The organism is Tumebacillus lacus (assembly GCF_026410385.1).
GTDB lineage: Bacteria > Bacillota > Bacilli > Tumebacillales > Tumebacillaceae > Tumebacillus > Tumebacillus lacus.
Window position 1 is genome coordinate 1 of sequence record NZ_JAPMLT010000017.1, and the last position, 16951, is coordinate 16951.

18 protein-coding genes, 12 tRNA genes and 2 rRNA genes are annotated in these 16951 nt (G+C 56.2%); 27 read left to right on the forward strand and 5 right to left on the reverse strand.

Annotated features, from left to right (window positions below):
* From OS242_RS19855 to rrf, 4 genes are all read left to right on the forward strand, one after another.
* Positions 1–166, forward strand: a 23S ribosomal RNA gene (locus OS242_RS19855); the annotation flags it as partial.
* 213 nt (positions 167–379) lie between these two features.
* Positions 380–454: transfer RNA gene (locus tag OS242_RS19860), tRNA-Gly, on the forward strand.
* 9 nt (positions 455–463) lie between these two features.
* Positions 464–550: transfer RNA gene (locus OS242_RS19865), tRNA-Leu, on the forward strand.
* Positions 551–566: 16 nt separating this feature from the next.
* Positions 567–683: ribosomal RNA gene (gene rrf / locus OS242_RS19870) — 5S ribosomal RNA — on the forward strand.
* 207 nt (positions 684–890) lie between these two features.
* Here the strand turns inward: rrf and OS242_RS19875 are convergent.
* Positions 891–1079, reverse strand: a complete 189-nt coding sequence (locus OS242_RS19875) for a hypothetical protein (protein WP_267153430.1) — start codon at positions 1077–1079, stop codon at positions 891–893.
* Between the two features lie 34 nt (positions 1080–1113).
* Between OS242_RS19875 and OS242_RS19880 the strand changes: the two genes are divergently transcribed.
* Positions 1114–1254: a hypothetical protein gene (locus tag OS242_RS19880; RefSeq protein ID WP_267153431.1), complete on the forward strand. Its 141-nt coding sequence runs from the start codon at positions 1114–1116 to the stop codon at positions 1252–1254.
* Between the two features lie 188 nt (positions 1255–1442).
* On the opposite strand, the gene OS242_RS19885 is transcribed toward OS242_RS19880, so the two are convergent.
* Complete coding sequence (locus tag OS242_RS19885; RefSeq protein ID WP_267153432.1) at positions 1443–1769, reverse strand: hypothetical protein; 327 nt, start codon at positions 1767–1769, stop codon at positions 1443–1445.
* A gap of 713 nt (positions 1770–2482) precedes the next feature.
* On the opposite strand from OS242_RS19885, the gene OS242_RS19890 reads away from it, so the two are divergent.
* The 12 genes from OS242_RS19890 (at position 2483) to OS242_RS19945 (ending at position 5837) form a co-directional block, all read left to right on the forward strand.
* Positions 2483–2566 (forward strand) — tRNA-Tyr (locus OS242_RS19890).
* Positions 2567–2571: 5 nt separating this feature from the next.
* A tRNA-Lys gene (locus tag OS242_RS19895) sits at positions 2572–2647 on the forward strand.
* A gap of 74 nt (positions 2648–2721) precedes the next feature.
* Positions 2722–2798, forward strand: a tRNA-Arg gene (locus OS242_RS19900).
* 22 nt (positions 2799–2820) lie between these two features.
* Positions 2821–2897, forward strand: a tRNA-Pro gene (locus OS242_RS19905).
* Positions 2898–2905: 8 nt separating this feature from the next.
* Positions 2906–2979: transfer RNA gene (locus OS242_RS19910), tRNA-Cys, on the forward strand.
* Between the two features lie 3 nt (positions 2980–2982).
* Positions 2983–3058: transfer RNA gene (locus OS242_RS19915), tRNA-Val, on the forward strand.
* Positions 3059–3115: 57 nt separating this feature from the next.
* Positions 3116–3190, forward strand: a tRNA-Gly gene (locus tag OS242_RS19920).
* A 24-nt stretch (positions 3191–3214) separates the two neighbouring features.
* Positions 3215–3291 (forward strand) — tRNA-Ile (locus OS242_RS19925).
* 23 nt (positions 3292–3314) lie between these two features.
* Positions 3315–3391, forward strand: a tRNA-Arg gene (locus tag OS242_RS19930).
* A 15-nt stretch (positions 3392–3406) separates the two neighbouring features.
* Positions 3407–3483: transfer RNA gene (locus tag OS242_RS19935), tRNA-Pro, on the forward strand.
* A 69-nt stretch (positions 3484–3552) separates the two neighbouring features.
* Entirely contained in the window at positions 3553–4740 is a 1188-nt protein-coding gene (locus OS242_RS19940; RefSeq protein ID WP_267153433.1) for an MFS transporter, read from the forward strand.
* Between the two features lie 167 nt (positions 4741–4907).
* Positions 4908–5837 carry a foldase protein PrsA gene (locus OS242_RS19945; RefSeq protein ID WP_267153434.1) on the forward strand — a complete coding sequence of 310 codons (930 nt, stop codon included), beginning with the start codon at positions 4908–4910 and terminating at the stop codon, positions 5835–5837.
* A gap of 141 nt (positions 5838–5978) precedes the next feature.
* On the opposite strand, the gene OS242_RS19950 is transcribed toward OS242_RS19945, so the two are convergent.
* Together OS242_RS19950 and OS242_RS19955 are read right to left on the reverse strand one after the other, a co-directional pair.
* Complete coding sequence (locus OS242_RS19950) at positions 5979–6431, reverse strand: helix-turn-helix domain-containing protein (RefSeq protein WP_267153435.1); 453 nt, start codon at positions 6429–6431, stop codon at positions 5979–5981.
* 435 nt (positions 6432–6866) lie between these two features.
* The gene (locus OS242_RS19955; protein WP_267153436.1) at positions 6867–8162 is read right to left on the reverse strand and encodes a helix-turn-helix domain-containing protein; all 1296 of its coding nucleotides are present in this window, start codon (positions 8160–8162) and stop codon (positions 6867–6869) included.
* 267 nt (positions 8163–8429) lie between these two features.
* Between OS242_RS19955 and OS242_RS19960 the strand changes: the two genes are divergently transcribed.
* Complete coding sequence (locus OS242_RS19960; RefSeq protein ID WP_267153437.1) at positions 8430–9722, forward strand: helix-turn-helix domain-containing protein; 1293 nt, start codon at positions 8430–8432, stop codon at positions 9720–9722.
* A 121-nt stretch (positions 9723–9843) separates the two neighbouring features.
* On the opposite strand, the gene OS242_RS19965 is transcribed toward OS242_RS19960, so the two are convergent.
* A complete protein-coding gene (locus OS242_RS19965) occupies positions 9844–10299 on the reverse strand; it encodes a hypothetical protein (protein ID WP_267153438.1) in 456 nt (151 codons plus the stop codon).
* A gap of 155 nt (positions 10300–10454) precedes the next feature.
* Here OS242_RS19965 and paaX point away from each other — a divergent pair, with 155 nt between their 5' ends.
* From paaX to OS242_RS20010, 9 genes are all read left to right on the forward strand, one after another.
* The gene (gene paaX, locus OS242_RS19970) at positions 10455–11333 is read left to right on the forward strand and encodes a phenylacetic acid degradation operon negative regulatory protein PaaX (RefSeq protein ID WP_267153439.1); all 879 of its coding nucleotides are present in this window, start codon (positions 10455–10457) and stop codon (positions 11331–11333) included.
* Positions 11330–11722 carry a thioesterase family protein gene (locus tag OS242_RS19975; protein WP_267153440.1) on the forward strand — a complete coding sequence of 131 codons (393 nt, stop codon included), beginning with the start codon at positions 11330–11332 and terminating at the stop codon, positions 11720–11722. Before paaX ends, OS242_RS19975 begins: the two co-directional genes overlap by 4 nt.
* Before the next feature lie 39 nt (positions 11723–11761).
* The gene (locus tag OS242_RS19980; RefSeq protein ID WP_267153441.1) at positions 11762–12067 is read left to right on the forward strand and encodes an EthD family reductase; all 306 of its coding nucleotides are present in this window, start codon (positions 11762–11764) and stop codon (positions 12065–12067) included.
* A gap of 15 nt (positions 12068–12082) precedes the next feature.
* Complete coding sequence (locus OS242_RS19985; protein WP_267153442.1) at positions 12083–12865, forward strand: enoyl-CoA hydratase-related protein; 783 nt, start codon at positions 12083–12085, stop codon at positions 12863–12865.
* Positions 12866–12927: 62 nt separating this feature from the next.
* Complete coding sequence (locus OS242_RS19990) at positions 12928–13755, forward strand: 1,2-phenylacetyl-CoA epoxidase subunit PaaC (RefSeq protein WP_267153443.1); 828 nt, start codon at positions 12928–12930, stop codon at positions 13753–13755.
* 75 nt (positions 13756–13830) lie between these two features.
* Positions 13831–14055, forward strand: a complete 225-nt coding sequence (locus OS242_RS19995; protein WP_267153444.1) for a hypothetical protein — start codon at positions 13831–13833, stop codon at positions 14053–14055.
* Positions 14052–14933 (forward strand): 3-hydroxyacyl-CoA dehydrogenase NAD-binding domain-containing protein, encoded by an 882-nt coding sequence (locus OS242_RS20000; RefSeq protein ID WP_267153445.1) that lies wholly within the window; start codon positions 14052–14054, stop codon positions 14931–14933. The genes OS242_RS19995 and OS242_RS20000 overlap by 4 nt, the downstream gene beginning before the upstream one ends.
* Positions 14920–15735 (forward strand): 3-hydroxyacyl-CoA dehydrogenase family protein, encoded by an 816-nt coding sequence (locus tag OS242_RS20005; RefSeq protein WP_267153446.1) that lies wholly within the window; start codon positions 14920–14922, stop codon positions 15733–15735. The genes OS242_RS20000 and OS242_RS20005 overlap by 14 nt, the downstream gene beginning before the upstream one ends.
* Positions 15728–16930, forward strand: coding sequence for a thiolase family protein (locus OS242_RS20010; protein WP_267153447.1), 1203 nt, complete (start codon positions 15728–15730; stop codon positions 16928–16930). Before OS242_RS20005 ends, OS242_RS20010 begins: the two co-directional genes overlap by 8 nt.
* Positions 16931–16951: the final 21 nt, after the last annotated feature.

Genomic DNA, 16951 nt, shown 5'->3' on the forward strand with positions numbered 1-16951 from the left:
GGGATAAGCGCTGAAAGCATCTAAGCGCGAAGCCCACCTCAAGATAAGACTTCCCACACGGTCAACGTGGTAAGACCCCTTGTAGACGACAAGGTTGATAGGCTGGAGGTGTACGTGCCGCGAGGCACTCAGCTGACCAGTACTAATAGGTCGAGGGCTTATCCTAAAAATAGGCGTCAGCCTAACTCATATAACATTCGCATCCAGTTTTCAGGGAACACCGAACTCCCAAATCAACCCGTCCAGCACCTGACACCCGCCCGAGCGGTTGGGGTGTCCCTTGGAGGAGCGAGTTGTTTTGGCTGGTTTTGCCAAAACGTGTTTGAGCGGGGCAAGGGATACCCCAGCCGCTCGGACCACCATCACTACACCCAAACATGCGGAAGTGGCTCAGGGGTAGAGCATCGCCTTGCCAAGGCGAGGGTCGCGGGTTCGAATCCCGTCTTCCGCTCCATTTACAAATGCGGTCATGGCGGAATTGGCAGACGCGCAAGATTCAGGTTCTTGTAGGGGCAACCCTGTGGAGGTTCAAGTCCTCTTGACCGCACCATGATTTCTAGAAAACGTCTCGTGACAATGGCGGAGAGGTCACACCCGTTCCCATCCCGAACACGGAAGTTAAGCTCTCCAGCGCCGATGGTACTTGGACCGCAGGGTCCTGGGAGAGTAGGTCGTCGCGGGGCGTATTTCTTATCGAAAAAAGGCCAGATCCATTAGGATCTGGCCTTTTTTGTCAATCTAACGACAACCGTAAGGCAATCCCCCAGTTGTCTGTCTCTCCAGCCGCATAACACTCGAATCACCCAACCCAAAACGACGACTCAAGTAAATCTCCGTGACACCGCGTACGGCGCAGTCGGCGACGGCGTGACAGACGACACCCAAGCAATTCAAAATTCCATAAACGATTCTCCAAAGCGAGCAGCCTGCCCATCCAACTGACCATCAACGGTACCGGCACATTTAAAAAATCGGATGACTTCACCCAAGGCACCGTCAACCCTGCCGGAATGATGCTCGACAGCCGTTGCAGCAAGACCACCAAGCTCCACATCAGCGGCACCACGATCGACGGGCAACAAAGTCAGCCAGCCGTCGTATGCCGAATCCGGGATGTATTCGACAGGGAGTGTCGTCGATCACGCCAGCAATCTGCACGTTGAACGTGTCAAATTCACCAACACCGGCTATCGTGCGGTGGACGTTCGTTGGTCGAACAACATCACCTTCCACAACAACGTCTTCGAAGACTGAGGTGTCAACATCGCCGGCATAGGGTTGCAACAGGAGGGACCAACGCCAACGACACGAACGGCGGCAATGCACTGAGCTACGACCCCAGCACCAACATCCTCTTTGACCGTTGGGGGGGATGCGGCGACAGTCGGAGAGGAAGCGACGGATGTCTTGATTGACAGGAATACATGTAAAGGCATGCCGTACTACGGCTGGACCTCCCAACCGGAAAAATCGGCGATCTCCATGTCGGGTGAGTCGCGAGTCACCGTCACCAACAACACCGTGTACTCTCTGCGCGGCATCACCGGATTTATCCCGACCAACGCATCAACAGCACAGAAAAAATCGCACTTCGTGACATCACGATCAAAAACAACCAGATCACAGGTGCAGCACTGGTAGGCATCGATCTGTGGGGCCTTCATGCGGATTTGCCATCGGCCAACATCCTCACTGCGAGCAACACCACCGACCGCTACACAGGCGTCCAAAGCACGCTGAAACAAGCGACGGGAGCGATTACGTTCCATCAATACATGGACAACATCGACTTGATCGACAACACCATTGATGCGAAGGGCCGCGAATTTCGGCCGGCGATTTGCAGGGCGTCATGTTCCATGGGGCGCGCAATGACACAATCATTCGGATGAACGACTTCTACAAGTACAACATCACGATTAAAAACGCCCGAAGTGCTGGAGTGTACGTGCGAAATGCAGAAATGATGCGCTTGACTGAAAACAATACCTACGACAAGGGATTGGCTTACACGGGCCAGACGTATCGCGGTGCTCAAATCTCCTGCGAGTGAACAACGCAACAGTCACCAACAAAGTGTTGCGTCCGGACAAGGCATACCTGACGGTCGGGATCTGTTACAACCTGTCGCCGGGGGGACGCAATCGGGCGATGCAGCCTGCCACTTGGACACAGCAGAACTCTTGCACCGTCAGGATCTGGAGAACACCGTCAAACCGACAAACTGAAGAGCAGCATGGAGATCCAAACCTGGGAGGCTGACACGTTCAGCTTCCCCTTTTCCCGCGCGGAGTGAAGTACTGTGAAATCGAATGAAAGAGCAAGAAAAAAGCACTGTGAATTCGTTATGTTACCTATGTCCGCAATTTTGTTCCGTTTTGCCACGGAAGAGAGTTGTGTTGGTGCCCTGAACATGATACTATTACTCATGTCGCCGCGAGACACTGGCTGACACGAAAGAAAACACCACGCATCACAACACGGAGAGATACCAAAGTGGCCAACTGGGGCGGACTGTAAATCCGTTGCGAAAGCTTCGAAGGTTCGAATCCTTCTCTCTCCACCATGCACGAGTCATTAGCTCAGTTGGTAGAGCAGCTGACTTTTAATCAGCGGGTCGAAGGTTCGAGTCCTTCATGACTCACCATTTTTTAAAGGAACGTCGGCTAAAACCGCGGCATCCTTGCCGCAACACCGACACTCCGTCATCCATTACGTCGCGTGCCCATAGCTCAGCTGGATAGAGCGTTTGACTACGAATCAAAAGGCCGGGAGTTCGAATCTCTCTGGGCACGCCATTTTTTCTTCATTAAATAATATCGGAATGTAGCGCAGCTTGGTAGCGCGCACGCTTCGGGAGCGTGAGGTCCAGGGTTCGAATCCCTGCATTCCGACCATTTTTTTCGGAGGTATAGCCAAGTGGTAAGGCATGGGACTGCAAATCCTTGACCCCCGGTTCAAATCCGGGTACCTCCTCCAGATGCGGTCATAGCTCAGTTGGTAGAGCACCACCTTGACATGGTGGGGGTCACAGGTTCGAGTCCTGTTGATCGCACCAAGTATAACCTTGCGCAATATTGGCTAGTATGATATACTAGATTCTGTTGCTCTTCATGCGGAAGTGGCTCAGGGGTAGAGCATCGCCTTGCCAAGGCGAGGGTCGCGGGTTCGAATCCCGTCTTCCGCTCCATTTCAAAACTCGCACGTTTGCTGCGGGCCTATAGCTCAGTTGGTTAGAGCGGCCGGCTCATAACCGGTTGGTCCCAGGTTCGAGTCCTGGTGGGCCCACCAAACCCCACACTGTATCACATCATGTGCCCATAGCTCAGCTGGATAGAGCGTTTGACTACGAATCAAAAGGCCGGGAGTTCGAATCTCTCTGGGCACGCCATTTTTACACAAACATCGGAATGTAGCGCAGCTTGGTAGCGCGCTCGCCTTGGGAGCGAGAGGTCCAGAGTTCGAATCTCTGCATTCCGACCATAAAAGAAGAAATGCGGTCAGGTTCTGTGAGCCTGATCGCATTTTTGTATGAAGGGGGCTGTTTCTTGCATGAGGATGCGATTGCTGGCGATCCTCGTCTCGATCGGGATCGTCGGGATGAGTCAAGGGTTGATCATTCCGCTGCTCGCCTTGTTGCTGGAGCGTGAAGGGGTCAGTGCCTTGTTCAACGGCGTATCCACGACGATGCTGTTTCTCGGTGTGATCGTGGCGTCTCCGTTTATCGAGCGGGTGGTGCGCAGGTATGGGGCCAGACGGACGATTCTTTATTCCACGATCCTGTGTATCCTGATGACAGTAGCGTTCCCTCTTTGGCAGAACCTCTATGCGTGGGTCGCGTTTCGGCTGGTGCTGGGCATCGGGCTGGCCGGGTTGTTTGTGGCCACTGAGATCTGGCTCAACCGCATCTTGACGGCCGACAATCGTGGGCGTGTCTTTGCTTTTTACGGACTGGCCATCGCCATCGGGATGATGGTCGGGCCGCAGGGGATCAACCTGGCGGAATATGCGCTGGCAGCGCCTTTTGCCGTCAGTGCGGTGTCGTATCTGATCCCGTTGGTGTTGACGTGGCGCGCCTCGGATGAAGGCAGTCAGCTCGAACCGGTGCAGCCGGGGCAAGGTTCGGAAGTGCGGCGGTGGTGGCGGATCTTTTGGGTGGCTCCGTTCGCGATGCTGGCATCGTTTGTCTACGGGTATCTGGACGGCGCGCTGGTCGGCGACTTTCCGATCTATGGGTCGAGGCTTGGGATGAGCGATGCGTCGATCTCGTTGACGTTGTCTGTGTTTGTGGCAGGCTCGATCGTGTTTCAGTTTCCGCTCGGCTGGCTCTCGGATCGCAGGGGCCGTCGGCCGGCGTTGATGTTGGCAGCGTCTGTCGGGCTTGCCGGCTTTTTGTTGGTGCCGCTGGCTGCTGACAGCGAGTGGATGCTGATGAGTGTGTTTTTTGGCATCGGCGGAGCGTTGGGATCGTTTTATTCGCTGGGGCTGGCCTACCTCGGAGATCTGATCGAAAGCGGAGACCTCGCCACCGGCAATGTGCTCTACACGATGATCTACGGCATCGGCTCGCTACTCGGCCCGTCGGTGACCGGGCTGTTGATCTACAAGGTGAATGCTCATGCGTTCGCTTGGTCGATCGCCGGCATGTTGTTGCTTTATGTCGCGTTTGGCATCTGGCAGGGCAAGGCGGAACGGCGGTCGGGGCAGGGGGCGGATATGATATCCAGTGTTGGTAGCTGAATATCATCTGAATTTTTCCTCAAAGTGAGGACAAACCACGGGGTCATGTGGTAAGATACGTGTTAGGATGAAGGTAATGAATCATCTTGTTAGTTAAATAAAAAATAATCGGTGCCGATCTTTCTTTATATCGGCCCGGCTGGGATAACAGAAAGGGGCACTGAATCATGAAAAAAGCGATTGCAGGCGCAGTTGTTGGCGCAGTAGTAGTCGGCGGTATTTGGTTCTTCGCAAACACGGACAAGACGGTCGTTTCCGTAGGCGGCGAAAAGATCACGGAAAGCCAACTGCACTCCAAACTGGAGCAGATGCAAGGCAAAGAAGTTCTCAAGCGCATGATCGATGACCAAGTCATCCGCAACCAAGCGAAAGAACTGAAGATCGAAGTGACCGATGCCGAGATCCAAGGTGAGATTGACAAGCTGGTCAAAGAGCGCTTCAACAACGACAAGAAACAATTTGAAGATGCACTGAAGCAATACAACACCACCATCGAAGATCTGAAAAACGACATCACCACCACCTTGCTCGCACAAAAGATCGCGACCAAGGACGTGACGATCACCGATCAAGAGATCCAAGAGTACTACGACAAAAACAAAGAGTCCCTCGGCCAGCGTGAAGAAGTGCATGCGCGTCACATCCTGATCAAGGATGAAGCGAAGGCGAAAGAAACCTACGAGAAGCTGAAAGCGGACGCGAACCAATTCGAAACCCTCGCGAAAGAGCTGTCTGAAGATCCGGGCTCCAAAGAGAAAGGCGGCGACCTGGGCTTCTTCGGCAAAGGTCAAATGGTGCCGGAGTTTGAAAAAGTCGCGTTTGAAGGCAAGATCAACGAAGTCAACGCGCCGGTCAAGTCGGAGTTTGGTTTCCACATTATTCAGGTGCTCGAGAAGAAAGAAGCTAAGATCCCGACCCTCGATGAGTCGAAGGAGCAGATCACCAAGACCCTGAAAGAGCAAAAAGCGAAGCCGTACGAAGATCTGATCAACGAACTGCGCACCAAAGAGAAGATCAACATCAGCGATCAGCAATACAAAGACGTTCTGACTCCGGAAGCACCGCCTGCAGGTGCAGAAGGTCAACCGGCTCAGTAATCGTCCATCGCACAACAATCAAAAGCCCGGGTTATGATCCGGGCTTTTTTTGCATTACGTGTATGCACTCCTTTCGTGCAAGCCATCAAAGAAAGCAAAAACCCACCGCGCCCTGTTGGATGCGGTGGGTTTTTGTGTGTATTAGTCATCTGCCTGCGTGACTTCGGCCAGCGGGTGCAGATCAGGCGTGGCGCGAATCATGTCGAGGAATTCGTCCAGCGCTTTGATGATGCCGCGCTCATCTCGTCTCAACTCATAGATACGCTTCGCAAACAAGATGTAGGGTACCGATTCTTCTTTCAGCAGAAACGCTTGCGTATCAGGGGCGAAACGGGACAAGATGCGGTCAGCCTCCGTGTACAGATCGCGCTCGCCCACCCCGTCATCGTGCAGGTGATGCACCGGAATCTGCAGCGCATTCGCCAGTTTGCGCACGACCTCCATCGAGGGTTTGGTGCGAGTGCCGCGCTCAAGCGACGAGATGTGGCTGATCGAGAGCCCGGACCGCTGGGACAGTTCATTCAGCGTCCATTTCCGAGCCTGACGCAGCTCACGCAACTTCTCCCCTAGTGTATAGGCCGAGGATTGTTCCACTCTTGATCCCTCCTGTCCATTCATAGAATCTCCAATATATTGCAGGATAACATAGGTGATGGATTTTTGTAAACAAAATTAAATCGAGCGCAGACTATCGAATAAATTCGGTTGCGCTTGAAATGTTAGCGGTTTTGGATGCTGCGCCTTGTAAATGAAAGATGCGAGTGGCAAGGAAATCATAAAGCCATATTGAAAACTAATTATCTCCAAAATTAACGCAAGGCGATGATAATAGTCCCTTAGTGTGAAAGTTTACTATTATTTTGCTAGGTCTTTTTCACCATTTTTTACTAAGGTGGTTGTACTACAAAGCAATTTTGTAGTATGGTGTTAATAGCATTATATCAACTAACTCGGACGATCGAAACGAACGCGGTTTACAAACGGGTGTTCGCACAAAAAAATCACTCTATGTAAGAGTGATTTTCCAAACTAGTGATCATGGCGGTGCCTGTCTTCGTACAATTGGCGCAAGGTGCGTGTGGCCGACCGCATCAGGTTGAGGTCGTTCGTTTCGTCGGCGATTTCGCATTGGATCAAGGCGGCTGCCTGCCCATCGCCTGCGGCGAGCATCGCTTCGTGGGCGTGGGTCATGTGGTCGATATAGCCCTCGATGTCGCGGGACTGATAGTCGCACTGGGCGAGCAGTTTATACACGCGCGCGCGTCGATGCGGTTCCCGGAGCCTTCCGAGAGCGGAGCGGGCATAGCGGCGGGCCAGCGCGGTGTGGCCGAGCTTGAGTTCGAGATGCGAGATCCGCGTCTCGACGAGAAAGACCAACTCGGGATCGACACCGCGTTGCAGTTCCAACGCTTGCAGGTACGTTTCTCGGGAGGCGGCATGCTCCTCGCGATGGCAGAGGATGTCACCGAGGACGCGCAGAGCCTCCGCGAGACGGGCGTTGTCCTGCCGGGCGGCAAAGTAGTCGTGCGCCTGCGTGGAAAGCTCGTACGCCTCGTCTGCGCGCTCCAGAGCGACCAGCACGACCGCTTGGCGAATGCGATTGCGGTTGAGGTTGTCCGCATCGTTCAACTGGCGAAAGAGCAGATCGGCGCGCTGGTGGAAGTACAGCGCTTCGTCAAGGTCTCCGTGCACAAAGTAGGCGTTTGCGAGGTTTATCAGGGTCTCGCCGGCTTGCTCGTCGGTGAGTTGATAGCGGTGCGCCAGTTCCACCGCTTGGCGGAAGGTCGAGATCGAGATGTTGATGTGCCGCTCGGCGAGGGAATAGTTGCCCAATTGGTTTAGGCAGCGGATCTGGCCTGCGATGTCGCGGTGGATCAGGTAGTGCTTGTACGCTTCGTTCATGACGTTGCGGGCGCTCTCGAAGCGTCCGAGCCGGGCGAAGGCGATGCCGAGTTTGTACTGTACTTTGGCGATCAGCTCATCGGGTGCGGATTGTTCGGTGGCGACCCAGTAGATGTCATACAGGAGCGCAATCGATTCGTCGATTTGGCCGACTTCCATCTTTTTCTCGACGATTTGCAGAAGAGCGGCCGCAGACTTGGTGATATCCGGGTAAAAGACCAGCCCTTGTTCGGGGGCGAGCTGTAAGGCTTCGCACAGGTAAAGCAAGGTGTCGACAGTCGGGTTGATCTTGCCTTTTTCAATATTGTTGACGGCGGTGGGCGAGAGAGTGGTCCCTGCCAACTCGCGCATGGTCATGCCGAGCGTCGTCCGGCGCTCGCGAATCATGTCGCCCAGTGTGGCGTCGCGGTAGAGTTCGTTCATGTCAGTACCTCCAAAGGTAGACGAATAGCTTTAGAATTAGTATAACAAGCCGTGGAGAGCCCTACAACCGCGATTGGCTGAGCGCTCACTAAGAGTGCAAGGTGATTCGGATCGACTTTAAAATGTAAAGTCGGTGGCGCAAAAGGTTGACAGTTCTATGACAAACATTATAATAAAACTAAGATTGAATAGACGCTTAAAACCAGTTGACTCAAAAATAAATGAAAATCACGCTATAAGTGCTTAGATAAGGGAGGAACTCACATCATGAAAGCCACCTTGGGACAGAAGATCCGCGAATTGAGAATTCGAAAAGGTTTGACGCAGAGCGACCTGAGCGCCGGTCTCGTCACGCCGTCGATGATTTCGCAGATCGAATCGGACAAGGCAAACCCGTCGCACAGCCTGCTGTCTTCCATTGCGGAAAAATTGGACACGCCGATTGAATATTTCCTGACCGACACCGAGACGCAAATGGAAAAAGTGAGCGTGTACAGAATCGCGCGCGCGTTGATGGCGAACAAAGACTATGAAAAAGCGGTGCCGATGTTGCTCGACCTGGAGGAAAATCCGTCGCCGCACGTGTCGTCGATCGACGTCGCGTACGACATCGCGGAGTGCCACATGAACGTCGGTGAGTTTGCGAAGGCGACCGAGCGGTTTGAAAGCGTGCTCGACTCGGCGATGGCGCGCAATGATGTGGGCATCTCGCTGTTGGTGCTCAATCAACTCGGGGAGATCTCGTTCCAAGAGAAGAACTATCCGATTGCGATCCACTACTGGAAGAAAGCGCATGAGATGATCAAAAAGGGGCAGACAGCCGAACTGTATCTGCACGCGAAGATCGTCAAGAACCTCGGCTCGGTGTATTACAAGCTGGGCGAATACGGGGAGGCGTTGACTTACTACAGAGAGGCGGACGGTCTGCTGGACGGTTCCAACCAGTTCAAGCAGATCGGGGACATCTACCTCCAACTCGGCTTTACCTACCGGGAGATGGGCGAGTTTGAGAAGGCGGCGGAGTACTCGCAGTATGCGCTGTCGATCTTTGAATCGCTGAACCATATGAAGTTGACCATCGATGTGAAGGCCAAGTACGGCATCGTGTCCGGCGAGACGGGCAACCTCGAAGAGGCGAGCCGCGTGCTGGCGACCTGCATGGAGGACTACCGCGAGATCGGTTGTCTGTATGAGATCGGCCAATTGCACAGCGATCTGGCGCGCCTGCTGATCCAAGACAAGCAGTATGAGCAAGCGTTGAAGCATTGCGAAGACGCGCTGACTTATTTTGCAGAGGAAAACTCCGACCGCGCGCATGTGTACCGCATGAACGGTCAGATCGAACAGGCTCGCGGCAATTTGGAACAGGCGATCGACTCGCTGAAGCGTGCCGTCGTGGTGTACCAAGATCAGCAGTCGTTTGGCGAATTGGTCAAGTCGTACTCGATCCTCGGCGATATCTACAAGGAAAAAGGCGACTTCAAAGAAGCGATGGAATGCCTGGAAAACATGAACGCGGCGATGGAAGAAAACCTTCGCGAGCGCAAGATCGTGATCTAAAGATCGCGAAGAGCGATATAAACGCAGGACGAGCGCGAAATCAGGGTGAACGTGAGATCAGGGTGAGCACGTACGATATTCGCGTTTGGCTCGTGCAGGTACGGCAAAAAGACCGATTCCTTTACAGGGACTCGGTCTTTTTTTTCATTTCCAGTTTGGCAGCGCGGGCGTTGAAGGCGTTTTGCAGGCCGCGCAGGATGCTGTGGCCCAAACGCCCCGTCGCGTAGCCGGCGGAGACGGCGAGGACGCCGCCGGTGGCGAACATGGCGGAGGAGACGGTGCGGTAGCGGAACGACTCCACGTCGCCGACGTAGAGGTACATCGCCCAGAACAGGGCGGTAAACGCCCCGAGCGAGATCTCATGCCACCGCCAGCGCAGGGCAAAACAGATGCCAAAGCAGGCCAGCCACGTCGGCATCAACGCCAAAAAGAAGACGCCGAGCCAAAAGTTATAGACAAACTGGAACGCGATCAATCCGGCCAGCACGTTCAGCACCAGCACGATGGTGCACAAAAGTGCAGCCTGCGCAGACTCCAGCCAGACTCGCGCGGTCAAAAACCGGCGTACTCGGAGCATGTCGAATCACCTCGTATTTTTAACACCTCGAACAGTCTATGAACGAGTTTTGATTCCGATACCAGTTTTCTCCAAACTCTTATTTTTTAGACATGACGAAAAAATCTTGAATGTACGCAAATTCGTAATATATAATGGAGACAGAGGTGTAGGAAATGCGACCTTGGTCTTTGCTTTTTACGCTATACGGGGACCCGATCCGCTACTATGGCGGTGAGGTGCCGATCTCCGGGCTGATTCGGTTGATGGCCGAGTTTGGCTTTACCGAAGGCGCTGTCCGGGCCGCTGTGCACCGGATGAGCCAGCAGGGCTGGTTGACGTCCCGCCGTGAAGCGCGAGCGAGTTACTACTCGCTGTCCCCGAGAGGACAGGAGCGCATTGAGGAGGCGGCCGACCGCATCTATGCGGTGGAAGGCTCCGATTGGGACGGCAAGTGGCGGTTGTTTCACTACAGCATCCCGGAGTCGCACCGCAAGATCCGCGAGAAACTGCGCAAAGAGATGGCGTGGCTCGGCTACGGCACGTTGAACGGCAACGCGTGGATCGCGCCGTTTGATCGGTTGCGGCAGGTGCGCCGCTTGCTCCAACAGTATGAGTTGGAGGAGCATGTGCAGATGTTTGTCGCCGACAACGTCGGTCCGTACAGCGACCGCGAACTGGTGCGCAAGTGCTGGCCTGTGGACGAGATGAAAGCGCTTTATGAAGAATTTATCGATGATTTTGAAATACGTATGGCAGACGCGCGGAAGGGCACGCTCAGCGACGCGCAGGCGTTTGTGCTGAAGACGCTGCTCGTTCACGAATACCGCAAATTTTTATTTGTCGATCCAGGTCTCCCGGATGAACTCCTCGAAACGGAGTGGGCCGGGCGACGGGCATCGAAAATGTTTCGCGATTGGTACCGCGAGCTGAACGCGCCGGCGCAACGCTTTTTCGAAGCGGTGTGCGGCGAGTCGCTGCCGAAGGTCGAAACGCCGCCTTTTTTGAGGGACTTTTTCGACCGACCAGTCGACAGGGAGGGAGCGGGACGATGAAAGCCGGACTCGATGTCGGTTTGCAACAAGAGGTGACCGTTACGGTGACCTCGGAGATGCGACCGCAGTTTGACGGAGTCGTCGTGCACGATGTGTACTCGACAGCGGCGATGGTCCACCAGATGGAGCATGCCGCGCGGAAGATCCTCCTCCCGTACTTAGAAGAGCACGAAGAGGGCATGGGGGTCTCGGTGACGGTCCATCACCTCGCGCCGGCTCCGGTCGGAGCGGTGGTGCGGGCGGTGGCGACCGTCGAGGAGTTTTCCCCGCGCAAGATCGTGACCGCTGTGGAAGTCTATTCGGGAGATGTCAAAATCGGCAAAGGACTCGTCGTGCAGGCGGTGCTCCCGAAAGAGAAGATTCGCGAGCGGATTGCAGATTCAAACTGAGGTACCCCACAGATTTTCATTCCCAGGAGGTTTTTACACATGGTGAAAATGATCGCGCTGTACAAAAAGCCGGAAGATATCGAAGCGTTCAACGCTCACTACTTTGGCACGCACCTCGCGCTGAACGCGAAGACCCCGGGCCTCGTCAAGACGGAGGTTTCCAAGTTCTTCGATCTGCGCGGCGGCGAGACGGAGTACTACCTGATGGCCGAGATGTATTTTGAGAGCATGGACACGCTGAAAGCTTCCTTCAAAACGCCGGAAAGCAAAGCGGCGGGTGAAGATCTGCAATCGTTCGCAGGCGGTCTGGTCAAGTTCTGGTTTGCAGAAGTAACGGAAGCATAAGAGGAGGTTCGACCGATGTACGAAACGATTCTCTATCAACTGGAAGACGGTGTGCTGACGATCACGCTGAACCGTCCGGACGTGATGAACGCGTACAACCAACAGATGGGCGACGAACTGTATGACGCTTTGAAAAAAGCGGAACTGGACGACAACGTCCGCGCCGTCGTGCTGACCGGCACGGGCCGCGCGTTCTGCTCCGGGCAAGACTTGAACGACCGCGGCGACGTGAACCTGACGACCAACCTGACCAACTCGGTTCGCGAGCGCTACAACCCGCTGATCATCCGCATGCAGACGATGCGCAAGCCGATCATCGCATCGGTCAACGGTGCGGCTGCAGGCGCGGGCTGCTCGTTCGCTCTGGCGGCCGACCTGCGCATCGTGTCCGACAAGTCCAAATTCACCCTCGCGTTCTGCAAGATCGGCCTCGTGCCGGACTCCGGTGCGAGCTACTTCCTGACCCGTCTGGTCGGCACCGGCAAGGCGATGGAACTGGCGCTGACCGGCGATGTGATCGACGCGAACGAAGCGCTGCGCATCGGCATGGTCAACAAAGTCGTTCCGGCAGACGAGCTGGAAGCTGCGACGAAAGAATTTGCCAAGCGTCTGGCGAACGGCCCGACCTACTCGCTGGGTCTGACCAAGCGCGCGATCTATCAAGGGGCGGAGAGCGACCTGCTCACCGCGCTGGAACTGGAAGCGCAGTACCAAGGCATGGCGGGCCGCTCCCACGATTTCCTCGAGGGTGTCACCGCGTTTAAAGAAAAGCGCGCGCCGGAGTTCAAAGGCCGCTAAGCATAATCTCTGCATCGGCAGGGGAACGTTTTGAAAGTGATTTCCAAGGAGGCGTGTTGACAATGGCAATGACCGAACAAGAAAAAGAACAACGCATGCTGGAGAAGATCGCAAACGGTGAGACGATTGAAACCGTTGAGGAAATGACCGAAGAATACCGCGAGAACCTGATCAACCTGATGTTGATGCAAGCTGACTCCGAAGTGGCAGGCGCGTTTGGCTATGTGCCGTGGATCATGAAAGCTCCGACCACTGCGGAGATGCTGTCCGTTTCCACCATCGCAAAAGACGAAGTGCGTCACGGCCGCGTCATGTACAAACTGCTTCAAGACCTCGGCATTGACGTCGACGCTCGCGTGAAAGACTTTGACTTCAACCTGCGCGTCGGCGACGAAGTGGAACTCGGCATCACCCGTGCGGCGGAAGACAACCGCGTCAACATCTTCTACTACCCGATCAACACTTGGTACGACTTCATCATGTTCAACGTGCTGATGGACCGCGGTGCGGGTCACCAGCTCGAAGACTCCGAGATGTCGTCCTACGGGCCGTGGAGACGCGTCATGGAAGGCATCATGAAGGAAGAGATGATGCACGTCGCGCACGGCGACTCTTGGCTCGTCAAGCTGGCGAAAGATCCGGAGCACAAAGAGAACGTGCAAGAGGCGCTCGACCGTTGGTTCCCGCGCGTCATGAACATCTTTGGCAAGCCGAACTCCCGCCGCAACGCGATCTACATCAAGCTCGGCCTGAAAAAGCGCGACAACCACGAAGTGCGCCTCGCGTTTGAAGCGGACGTGCGCAAGGTCGTCGAGCGTGCAGGCCTGGAAATGCCGACTTGGGTACCGGACTGGGAGCGCATTCAGGAAGACGCGACGATCACCGGCTAATCGAAAAAGAAATGGCGGAGGAGATACTGTTTTGGGTATCTCCTTGTCCGCTATTTACGGAGAGGGGATTTTTTCATGAGCGAGATCACGAAAAACATGACCGTCGGCGAAGTGGTGCATCGCTTCCCGGAGACGATTGAAGTGTTTGAAAACCACGAGTTGACGTTCTGCTCCGGTTGCTACGTCACCTTGTTCTCGGAGATCGAGAAAGCGGCGGGCTATGCGGCGATCAAGGACGTGGATCAACTGATCGACGATCTGAAGTCGCTGGTTGCCAAGCTGGAGACGGTTCGGGGATGAGCGGGCTCGGCACAAAAGCGTTTGAAGGGGCGGTCGGCGTGATCGGCGCCGGCACGATGGGCATCGGGATCGCGCAGGTGTCCGCGCAGGCGGGCTATGACGTGATCGTGTATGACATCGCGGAGGACGTGCTGGCGAAGGCGATGGCGGGCCTCAGCAAGAGCCTGCACAAGCTGGAGGAGAAAGGCAAGATCGCAGCCGGTGCGGCTCAGCAGATCTTGTCTCGCATCCGGACGTCGACCGAGTTGGAGGCGTTTGCCGGGGCGGCGATTGTTGTCGAGGCGGCTCCGGAAAAATTGGAATTGAAAAAGTCGATTTTTCAGAAGCTGGAGAGCATCGTGGCTCCGGAGGCGGTGCTCGCGTCGAATACGTCGTCGATTCCGATCACGGCGGTCGCGGGCGGCATGAAGTCGCCGGAGCGCGTGGTGGGGATGCATTTCTTCAACCCGGTTCCGCTGATGAAGCTCGTCGAGGTGATCGCAGGCCAGCGGACGGAGGAAAAGGCGGTGGAGGTCACGAACGCCTTTGCCAAAAGCCTTGGCAAGACGGCGGTGACCTGCATCGACACGCCCGGATTTATCGTCAATCGGGTGGCTCGCGGGTTTTACGGCGAGGGTCTGCGTCTCGTGCAGGAAGGCGTGGCCGATCTGGAGACGATCGACAAGCTGGCGCGGCTGGAGGGGAACTTCCGGATGGGGCCGTTTGAGCTGATGGATCTGATCGGCATCGATGTCAATCTGGCGGTGTCGCAGTCGGTCTACCGGGCGACCTATGAGGAGCAGCGCTACCGTCCGAATCCGATCCAGGAGCGGATGGTGCAGTCGGGCGACTTTGGCCGCAAGACGGGAAGGGGGTTCTACCGCTATGACGACAAATAAAGTGCTGGTGCTTGGAGACGGCGTCGTGGCGGCAGAGCTGGCCGACGCGTGGCGAAGCAAAGGCTTGACGGTGGACGGCTATCTGTTTGACGGTCCGATTCCCGAGTGGAAGCAGGAGCCGTTTGAGCTGTTGAACGCGCAGTTGGCGGCTCTCGACTTGACCTCTTATGAGGCGGTGGTGTTGGCGTTCTCTTCGGAGAAAGCGGTGGTGCGCCACATCGCGCGCGATCTGGAACATCAGGTCGGGGCCGATACGCTGTTTCTCGTGTCGGCGATGTCCTGCGCGGCGACGGAGACGGCGTCGTGGCTGGAACATCCGGAGCGGGTGATCGGATTTGGCTATGTGCCGCCGTTTGCCGGGGTGAAGTGCGCCGAACTGAGCAAGCCGCTGCAGGGATTGTCTCAGCACGCGGATCAGGCGGCCGGGCTGTTTGCGAGCCTTGGCGTCGAGACGGCGTTTGTCGGCGACAGTGCGGGCCTTGTGATGCCGCGTCTGGTGTCGGCGATCATCAACGAGGCTGTGACTGCGCTGATGGAGGGCGTGGCGTCGGCAGCCGACCTCGACACGGCGATGAAACTCGGCGTGAACTACCCGCACGGGCCGCTGGAATGGGCGGACAGAATCGGCCTGGACCAAGTCTATGCGACGCTGCGCGGCGTCTATGAGGAGCAGGGCGAGGATCGCTACCGTCCGGCTCCGCTGCTGCGCCGGATGGTGCTGGCCGGGCTGTACGGACGCCGAAGCGGGTATGGCGGATTTTACGAGTATGAGACGGAGAACGAGGTGACAGAGCATGCGTGAAGTGTGGATCATTGATGCGGTGCGCACGCCGATCGGGCGATACGGCGGCGCGTTTAAAGATGTGCGTCCGGACGACCTCGGGGCGCATGTGATCAAGTCGCTCGTCGAGCGCACGGGCATCGACCCGGTGTTGGTCGACGACGTGATCATGGGCTGCGCGAACCAAGCGGGCGAAGACAATCGCAACGTGGCGCGGATGTCACTGCTGCTGGCCGGTCTGCCGACTTCGGTGCCGGGCGTGACGGTCAACCGGCTGTGCGCGTCGGGTCTGGAAGCGGTGATTCAAGGGGCGCGTGCCGTGATGTGCGGCGAGGCGGACGTGATCATCGCGGGCGGCGTCGAGTCGATGACGCGCGCGCCGTTTGTCATGGCGAAACCGGAGCAGGCGTATCCGCGCGGCGACATGCGGATGTTTGACACGACGATCGGCTGGCGTTTCACCAACAAAAAACTGGCTGATATGTACCACCCGTACTCGATGGGCGAGACGGCTGAAAACGTGGCGGAACAGTACAACATCTCCCGCGAAGATCAGGATGCGTACGCGCTCTCGTCGCAGGAGAAGGCGATTGCGGCGATTGAGGCGGGGAAATTTAAAAACGAGATCGTTCCGGTGACCGTTCCGATGAAAAAGGGCGATCCGGTCGTCGTCGAGACGGATGAGCATCCGCGCTCCGACACGTCGAAGGAAAAGCTGGCCAAACTGCGCGCTGCGTTCCGCGAAGGCGGTTCGGTGACGGCGGGCAACGCGTCCGGCATCAACGACGGGGCGGCGGCGATCCTTGTCATGTCCCGCGAAAAGGCGGAGTCGCTCGGTCTCAAGCCGATTGCCCGCTATCTCGCAGGGGCAGCGGCTGGCGTCGACCCGAGCATCATGGGCGTCGGCCCGATCCCGGCTGTCAAAAAGGCGCTGCACCTCGCCAAGCTGTCGGTCGACGACATCGATCTGTTTGAGATCAACGAAGCGTTTGCGTCGCAGGTGTTGGCATCTGTCCGGGAACTGGGTGTGCCGCTGGAGAAGGTAAATCCGAACGGCGGCGGCATCGCGCTCGGTCATCCGCTGGGAGCGACCGGTGCTCGGATGGTGGCAACGCTTGTTCACGAGATGAAGCGTGAAGGCCACCGCTACGGGGTGACGACGATGTGCATCGGCGTCGGTCAAGGCCTGGCCGGTGTCTTTGAACGAGTAGAATAGAACGATATAGACCTAGGGGTG

Excerpts from the sequence above, each read along its gene's own strand:
- OS242_RS19880 (WP_267153431.1), top strand. The coding sequence starts at position 1,114 with ATGTATTCGACAGGGAGTGTCGTCGATCACGCCAGCAATCTGCACGTT.
- OS242_RS19885 (WP_267153432.1), bottom strand. The coding sequence starts at position 1,769 with ATGGAACGTAATCGCTCCCGTCGCTTGTTTCAGCGTGCTTTGGACGCC.
- OS242_RS19940 (WP_267153433.1), top strand. The coding sequence starts at position 3,553 with ATGAGGATGCGATTGCTGGCGATCCTCGTCTCGATCGGGATCGTCGGG.
- OS242_RS19945 (WP_267153434.1), top strand. The coding sequence starts at position 4,908 with ATGAAAAAAGCGATTGCAGGCGCAGTTGTTGGCGCAGTAGTAGTCGGC.
- OS242_RS19955 (WP_267153436.1), bottom strand. The coding sequence starts at position 8,162 with ATGAACGAACTCTACCGCGACGCCACACTGGGCGACATGATTCGCGAG.
- OS242_RS19960 (WP_267153437.1), top strand. The coding sequence starts at position 8,430 with ATGAAAGCCACCTTGGGACAGAAGATCCGCGAATTGAGAATTCGAAAA.
- OS242_RS19965 (WP_267153438.1), bottom strand. The coding sequence starts at position 10,299 with ATGCTCCGAGTACGCCGGTTTTTGACCGCGCGAGTCTGGCTGGAGTCT.
- paaX (WP_267153439.1), top strand. The coding sequence starts at position 10,455 with ATGCGACCTTGGTCTTTGCTTTTTACGCTATACGGGGACCCGATCCGC.
- OS242_RS19975 (WP_267153440.1), top strand. The coding sequence starts at position 11,330 with ATGAAAGCCGGACTCGATGTCGGTTTGCAACAAGAGGTGACCGTTACG.
- OS242_RS19980 (WP_267153441.1), top strand. The coding sequence starts at position 11,762 with ATGGTGAAAATGATCGCGCTGTACAAAAAGCCGGAAGATATCGAAGCG.
- OS242_RS19985 (WP_267153442.1), top strand. The coding sequence starts at position 12,083 with ATGTACGAAACGATTCTCTATCAACTGGAAGACGGTGTGCTGACGATC.
- OS242_RS19990 (WP_267153443.1), top strand. The coding sequence starts at position 12,928 with ATGGCAATGACCGAACAAGAAAAAGAACAACGCATGCTGGAGAAGATC.
- OS242_RS19995 (WP_267153444.1), top strand. The coding sequence starts at position 13,831 with ATGAGCGAGATCACGAAAAACATGACCGTCGGCGAAGTGGTGCATCGC.
- OS242_RS20000 (WP_267153445.1), top strand. The coding sequence starts at position 14,052 with ATGAGCGGGCTCGGCACAAAAGCGTTTGAAGGGGCGGTCGGCGTGATC.
- OS242_RS20005 (WP_267153446.1), top strand. The coding sequence starts at position 14,920 with ATGACGACAAATAAAGTGCTGGTGCTTGGAGACGGCGTCGTGGCGGCA.
- OS242_RS20010 (WP_267153447.1), top strand. The coding sequence starts at position 15,728 with ATGCGTGAAGTGTGGATCATTGATGCGGTGCGCACGCCGATCGGGCGA.